This is a genomic window from Pseudomonas sp. (assembly GCF_050739655.1).
In the GTDB taxonomy this organism is placed as follows: Bacteria; Pseudomonadota; Gammaproteobacteria; order Pseudomonadales; family Pseudomonadaceae; genus Aquipseudomonas.
Map to the genome: position 1 here is coordinate 1 of NZ_JBOIBY010000392.1, position 5,573 is coordinate 5,573.

The window sequence follows — 5,573 nt, forward strand, 5'->3', positions numbered from 1 at the left end:
GATCAAAAGATCGCAGCCTTCGGCAGCTCCTACAGTTGTACGCCGATCCCATGTAGGAGCTGCCGAAGGCTGCGATCTTTTGATCCTGATCCTCGAAACACTCAGAAAATCATCTACCTGCGCAACGTTCGATAGCTGACCTAGCCTTCAGACACCCCAATGAGCAAGGACGCTCACGATGCCGCACCTGCGCCTGTTTTTTACCTGCCTGTTTATCCTCACCAGCCTCAGTATCCAAGCCTCCCAGTGCCCCGATTGGCCACCTGAACGCGCCTCGAACGAGATCGCTGCACTGCAAAAACAGATCGACATCTGGGACGACGGCTATCACCGCGAAGGAAAATCCCTGGTCGCCGATGAACTCTACGACCAGTCCCGCGCGCGACTCACCCAATGGCGCCAATGCTTCAATATCGGGACAGCCGCAGATCCATTGCGCACGTCACGCGGCACGGTTCCCCACCCTATCGCCCATACAGGCCTGGAAAAAATGCGCGATGCGCGCGCCGTTGAAAGTTGGCTTCGAGGCCGCTCGGATGTTTGGGCTCAACCCAAAGTCGACGGCGTGGCGGTCACCCTCGTGTATCGCAATGGCCTGCTGACACAGGCCATCAGTCGCGGCGATGGTGTAAGCGGGCAGGACTGGACCCCCTCGGCGCAACAGATCCCGGCCATTCCCAAGCAACTAACGCAACCTCTGGATTTGCGGGTGCAAGGCGAACTCTACTGGCGCCTGACCGATCACGTGCAGTCCAAGGCGGGCAGCCTGAACGCGCGCGCCACAGTCGCCGGCTTGATGGCCCGCAAGATAATGACCGCCGAACAGGCAGACGGGATCGGCCTGTTCATCTGGGACTGGCCCGAAGGTCCTGCGACTTTGCCGGAACGCATCGCGAAACTGGATGAACTGGGCTTTGCGGACACCACGCCGTATAGCCAATCGATCAGCGCATTCAGCGATGCCGAACGCTGGCGTGATCATTGGTACCGCGCCCCCTTGCCGTTTGCCAGCGACGGCATCGTCCTGCGCCAAAGCCAACGCCCATCCGCTGAACGCTGGCAAGCCAAACCGCCGTACTGGATCGTTGCCTGGAAATACCCCTTCGCCCAGGCGCTGGCCGAGGTGCGCAAGGTTCACTTCAAGATTGGCCGCACCGGGCGGATCACCCCGGTGCTGGAGCTGACACCGGTCACACTCGATGACCGCCAGATCAAACGAGTCAGCGTGAGCTCCCTGCAACGCTGGCAGACAATGGACATTCGACCTGGCGACCAGATCGCTATCAGCCTCGCCGGCCTGACCATACCCAGGCTCGACGGTGTTGTACTGCGCACCCCAGAGCGCCCGGAGATCAGCGCGCCGCTGGCGAAGGACTTTCATTCGTTGAGTTGCTGGCGGCCTACGGCTGGATGTGAGGATCAGTTTCTCGCGCGCCTGACCTGGCTCAGTGGCAAGCAGGGCCTGGCCATGTCCCATGTCGGCCCTGGCACCTGGGAAAAACTTCTGGCAACAGGTCGCCTGAACAGTCTTCTGGATTGGTTGACCCTCGACGCTCAAGAGCTTGCTAACATTGATGGTTTCGGCGAACGCAGTGCGGCTCGTCTTGCAAACAGTTTCAATAGTGCCCGGCAACGCCCCTTCACCCAGTGGCTCAAAGCCTTGGGCCTGCCGCCCGTAGGTCAGGCGAACCTGGGTGACTCATGGCAGGCACTGGCACAACGAAATACCGAACAATGGCAGGTTGAACCCGGCATCGGGCCGGGACGCGCAATGCAGTTGAGCGCATTTTTTCGCGACCCGCAGGTCCTGGCCTTAAGCAGCGTTTTACAAGAGGCAGGCGTTGACGGTTTCAAGCAGCCGCCGATACCTGCCCATCCGGGAACCCTATAGTACCGATGAGCTCAAACAAGCCATCGCCGCATCGACACGATCGCCTTTTCACATGGAGCTTTTATGAAACGTCTTTCACCGCTGGCCCTGTTGACCCTTTGCTGCGTCCTGGCCACTCCATTGATGGCCAACGAAGACGCGCCAGGCCTGACCGGCTGCGCCGCCAAGAAGCAAGGCATCATCAACCAGATCGAGCTGGCCAAGTCCCGTGGCAATGCCGACCAGCAGGCCGGACTGGAAAAGGCCCTGAGCGAAGTCACCGCCAACTGCACCGATGCATCGCTGAAAAAAGAACGGGAAAACAAGGTGCTCGAGGCCAAGCACGAAGTCAGCAAGCGTCAGTCCGACCTTGAAAAAGCCATGAAAAAAGGCGACCCCGAGAAGATCGACAAGCGCAAAGACAAACTCGCCCAGTCCCGCAAGGAATTGCAGGAAGCCGTCGACGAGCTGGACAAGTAAAAAAGATCGCAGCCCCTGTAGGAGCTGCCGCAGGCTGCGATCTTTTCAGCCATCAATGATCCCGAAACGCCTTATGACACGCACTGCAAGCATCTTCGACCTTCTGCACCGCCGGCCCCAGATTACTGGCCTTGTAGGGTTGAACCTGACTGGCAATCACCAATTCACCGGTGGCGTGTTCGAGATCGCGAGCCATTGCCTGGAAGCGTGCCTGCTGCTCCCAAACATCGCTTTTCGCACTGGTGTGATCTTCTTCACGCACCTGCGGGAAGTGCTTCCAGGGTTCTTGGGACAAGGCGTCGAGTTTCACCGCACCGTCCGCGAATTTCGGACCATCGAAAGGAATACGGCCACGCAACATACCGCCCAGATCTTCGCCGGTCTTGAGCATTTGCTTGAAAATGGCCTTGCGCTGACCGAGCGGCGAATTGGGGTCGACACCGCCACAAGCGGACAACGTCAGGCAGGCCAGCAATACAACAGAAAGTCTTTTAAGAGTCATGGTGGCTTCAGGTCACGGGAAACGGCGGCCAGTATCCTCGTGTCCTCGGCAAACACCAATAGCCCTATCATTAATACGGGTTGCCTGAGCGCATGGAGCGCTCGAGCAACCGGCAAAGGAATTACTCCATGAAAAGCCGTTTCAAGGCCTGGCGTCGCAACCTGACCCGGACCCTGCCAATAACAGCCCTTCCAATGGTGGCCCTGCTCGCAGGCTGCACCGGTGGCGAAAAACCTCAACCGAAAACCCACGCATTGGCGACTTACTCCGCTGGTACCTGGGAAGCATTGCCGGCGGTATCCGACGCTGACCTCGTCGCCGGTTTCGGCTCCTGGCGCAGCGCCTGCACCCGGCTCAAGGCCGATCCGGTTTGGAGCGGCACCTGTGCCGCGGCGGCCAACGTGCCACAAACCGCCAGCGAAATTCGCGGCTTTCTCAAGCAGAACCTGGATGTCTTTGGCCTGCGCGCAGCCAATGACAACCCCAACGGCTTGATCACCGGTTACTACGAGCCTGTCTACCCAGGCAGCCTGACCCAGACCAGCGCCGCCGGTGTCCCGGTGTATGGCGTTCCCGAAGACATGATCATCGTCTCACTCGACAGCATCTACCCGGAGCTCAAGGGCAAGCGTCTGCGCGGCCGGCTTGAAGGTCGGGTGCTCAAGCCATACGACGACGCCGCAACAATTGAAACCAAGGGTGTGAAGGCACCAGTAGTGGCCTGGCTGACTGACCCGATGAATCTGCAGTTCCTGCAAATCCAGGGCTCAGGCCGCATCCAGCTCGACAGCGGCCGTCAGTTGCGCATCGCTTATGCCGACCAGAACGGCCATCCGTATCGGCCCATCGGTCGGTGGCTGGTGGAGCAAGGCGAGCTGAAGAAGGAAGACGTGACCATGGGCACCATCGCCGCCTGGGCCAAAGCCAATCCATCGCGCATTCCGGAACTGCTGGGCAGCAACCCGAGCTATGTATTCTTCACTCGCAACCCCGACAGTAACGAAGGGCCACGAGGCTCCTTGAACGTGCCGTTGACGGCGGGTTACAGCGCGGCGGTGGATCGCAAGGTGATTCCGCTGGGCAGCCTGTTGTGGTTATCCACAACCCGTCCGGATGGCAGCGCGCTGGTTCGGCCGGTGGCAGCACAGGACACCGGTGGCGCCATTGCCGGCGAGGTCCGCGCAGACCTGTTCTGGGGCACAGGTGATGCAGCCGGGCAACTGGCCGGGGACATGAAACAGCAAGGGCAGATCTGGATGCTGTGGCCGAAAGGGGCGGCGTTGCCGCAGGTGCCTCAGGTCGCCGACAAGCCATAAAGCCGAAAAGATCCCAGCCTGCGGCAGCTCAAAGGTGAATACATCGCCTCTGTAGGAGCTGCCGCAGGCTGCGATCTCTTGATCTTGCCGTTACACCGACACCACGAAAAACGCCGCAATCAGCCCCAGCCCCACGAGCCACACCAGCGACCGCAGAATCGCCAAGTCCGCCAGATAGAAAATGATGTAGAGCAGCCGACTGGTGATGAACAACACCGCCAGCACATTGAGCGTCACCAGCTCGGCATTGCCCACTAGGTGCGCAACGATCACAGCCGCCGCGAACGCCGGGGTGATTTCAAAACCGTTCAATTGCGCCGCATGGGCGCGCCTGGCCAGTCCGTTCAGCGACTCGAGAAAATCCCTGGGGTCGTGGTTGTCTGCCAGTCGATACCCGCCAGCGACCTTGGCCACAATCGTGCACAGATAAGGCAGGAAAATCGCAATCAAAATGCACCACAGAGCAACATTCATTGATCCATCCCTTTTTCACGTTTTCAAAGCAGTCAGAATTTCATGACCAACATGCCGATCAGCACCAGCCCGCACGCTAAAAGCCGCGGCCTGCCGAAAGGCTCTTTCAAGTAACGCATTCCAAACAGCACCACCAGAATTACGCTGATCTCGCGCAACGCCGCCGCTTCGGCGATGGAGCCCAACTGCATGGCCCACAGCACCAGAGCGTAGCTGAACAACACGCAGAACCCGACCGCCAGGCCCAATCGCCACTGCTCACGCCAGAACAACCTGAACGCTGGCCGTTTGCGCACCCACGCCAGCAACGGGAACGGCCAGGCGCTGAGCAACGTTACCCAGACCAGATAATCCAGCGGATGTGACCAGCGCCGTAGCGCCTGACCATCGATGAAGGTGTAGCAACCAATACACAGGCCGATCAACGCCACCACCGGCAACATCGACCACGGCAGACGCGCCCCGCCCCCGCCTTGCCAAAGCAGACAGAGCATGCCGAACGGAATCAGCAGAATGCCGAAGATCTGTTGATGGGTCAGTACCTCGCCGGCAAAGATCAGGGTCAGCGCCAGCACCACCAGAGGCGACAAACCCCGCATCAGCGGATAGACCAGTCCGAGGTCACCGACCCGATAGGCCTGGATCAGCAAGTAGCGATAGAGCAACTCGAATGCCGCCGACGCGAGAATCCACGGCCAGATATCCAGCGGCGGCAGCGTCACGAACGGCAGCATCACCACGACAAAGATCATCGCCACACTGTCCATGCAGGCGACTACCAGCAGTCGTTCCGCGCTGAACTTGATCAGGGTATTCCACGCCGCGTGCAACAGCGCCGCCACCAACACCAACGCCGTCGCAAGCACGGCACACTCCTTTTTTTGTCCCGACACCCCTGTAGGAGCTGCCGAAGGCTGCGATCTTTTGATTT

At 59.7% G+C, this 5,573-nt stretch carries 6 protein-coding genes; 3 read left to right on the plus strand and 3 right to left on the minus strand.

Going from position 1 to position 5,573, the window contains the following annotated elements; all coding sequences use genetic code 11:
• Positions 1–178: 178 nt before the first annotated feature.
• Both ligB and ACRESJ_RS19020 read left to right on the plus strand, forming a co-directional pair.
• Positions 179–1,891, plus strand: a complete 1,713-nt coding sequence (gene ligB / locus ACRESJ_RS19015; RefSeq protein ID WP_431759264.1) for an NAD-dependent DNA ligase LigB — start codon at positions 179–181, stop codon at positions 1,889–1,891.
• 63 nt (positions 1,892–1,954) lie between these two features.
• On the plus strand, positions 1,955–2,350 hold the full coding sequence (locus ACRESJ_RS19020; RefSeq protein WP_431759265.1) for a DUF1090 domain-containing protein: 396 nt from the start codon (positions 1,955–1,957) through the stop codon (positions 2,348–2,350).
• A 52-nt stretch (positions 2,351–2,402) separates the two neighbouring features.
• Here the strand turns inward: ACRESJ_RS19020 and ACRESJ_RS19025 are convergent, their stop codons facing one another.
• The gene (locus tag ACRESJ_RS19025; RefSeq protein WP_431759266.1) at positions 2,403–2,852 is read right to left on the minus strand and encodes a c-type cytochrome; all 450 of its coding nucleotides are present in this window, start codon (positions 2,850–2,852) and stop codon (positions 2,403–2,405) included.
• Positions 2,853–2,980: 128 nt separating this feature from the next.
• Here ACRESJ_RS19025 and mltA point away from each other — a divergent pair, with 128 nt between their 5' ends.
• A complete protein-coding gene (gene mltA, locus ACRESJ_RS19030; protein WP_431759267.1) occupies positions 2,981–4,168 on the plus strand; it encodes a murein transglycosylase A in 1,188 nt (395 codons plus the stop codon).
• Positions 4,169–4,258: 90 nt separating this feature from the next.
• On the opposite strand, the gene ACRESJ_RS19035 is transcribed toward mltA, so the two are convergent.
• Together ACRESJ_RS19035 and ACRESJ_RS19040 are read right to left on the minus strand one after the other, a co-directional pair.
• Positions 4,259–4,642, minus strand: coding sequence for an MAPEG family protein (locus ACRESJ_RS19035; RefSeq protein ID WP_431759268.1), 384 nt, complete (start codon positions 4,640–4,642; stop codon positions 4,259–4,261).
• A gap of 32 nt (positions 4,643–4,674) precedes the next feature.
• Positions 4,675–5,508: an EamA family transporter gene (locus ACRESJ_RS19040; protein ID WP_431759269.1), complete on the minus strand. Its 834-nt coding sequence runs from the start codon at positions 5,506–5,508 to the stop codon at positions 4,675–4,677.
• Between the last annotated feature and the right edge of the window lie 65 nt (positions 5,509–5,573).

Coding starts and splice junctions, on each gene's coding strand:
- ligB (WP_431759264.1), top strand. CDS start 179: ATGCCGCACCTGCGCCTGTTTTTTACCTGCCTGTTTATCCTCACCAGC.
- ACRESJ_RS19020 (WP_431759265.1), top strand. CDS start 1,955: ATGAAACGTCTTTCACCGCTGGCCCTGTTGACCCTTTGCTGCGTCCTG.
- ACRESJ_RS19025 (WP_431759266.1), bottom strand. CDS start 2,852: ATGACTCTTAAAAGACTTTCTGTTGTATTGCTGGCCTGCCTGACGTTG.
- mltA (WP_431759267.1), top strand. CDS start 2,981: ATGAAAAGCCGTTTCAAGGCCTGGCGTCGCAACCTGACCCGGACCCTG.
- ACRESJ_RS19035 (WP_431759268.1), bottom strand. CDS start 4,642: ATGAATGTTGCTCTGTGGTGCATTTTGATTGCGATTTTCCTGCCTTAT.